Consider the following 548-nt stretch of genomic DNA (forward strand, 5'->3'; position numbering starts at 1 on the left):
CCTGGGCCGGGCCCGCGCCCAGGGAACGGCGATCGCCCGGTTGGGCCGACGCTACCGCAAGGCCACCATGGAGAACCTGAAGACGGTCTTCCTCTCCAGCTTCTGGCTCGAACTGATCTCCACGCTCTCGGTTGCGGTGGTGGCGGTGTTCATCGGCCTGCGCCTGGTCGGCGGCCACATGGACCTGGCCGCCGGGCTGATCGTGCTGATCCTGGCCCCCGAGGTCTTCGGAACCTTGCGTGAAGTCGGCTCGGCCTACCACGCCGCCGATGACGGACTGGCCGCCTACCAGCGCTACGAGCAGATGGTGGGGCAGAACCCCGAACCGGCCATCAGCGTCCAACGGCTGCCCCTGGATGCCGGGAACCGCCAGCCGATCCTGGAGCTGGAGGACTTTTCCTTCCGCTACGGCACCGAGGCGCCGCTCTACCGCAACTACACGCTGCGCCTGGAACCGGGCCAGCGCCTGCTGCTGGACGGGGCCAGCGGCACCGGGAAGAGCACCCTGCTCAAGGCCATCGCCGAGGGGGCCAGCGCCAACGCGCTGG

At 69.5% G+C, this 548-nt stretch carries 1 protein-coding gene; it reads left to right on the plus strand.

The window, feature by feature from the left end; translation table 11 throughout:
* A partial coding sequence (locus tag JCM19049_RS17195) for an ATP-binding cassette domain-containing protein (protein ID WP_279403520.1) occupies positions 1-548 on the plus strand: 548 nt, incomplete at both ends.

Source organism: Arthrobacter sp. JCM 19049 (assembly GCF_001310435.1).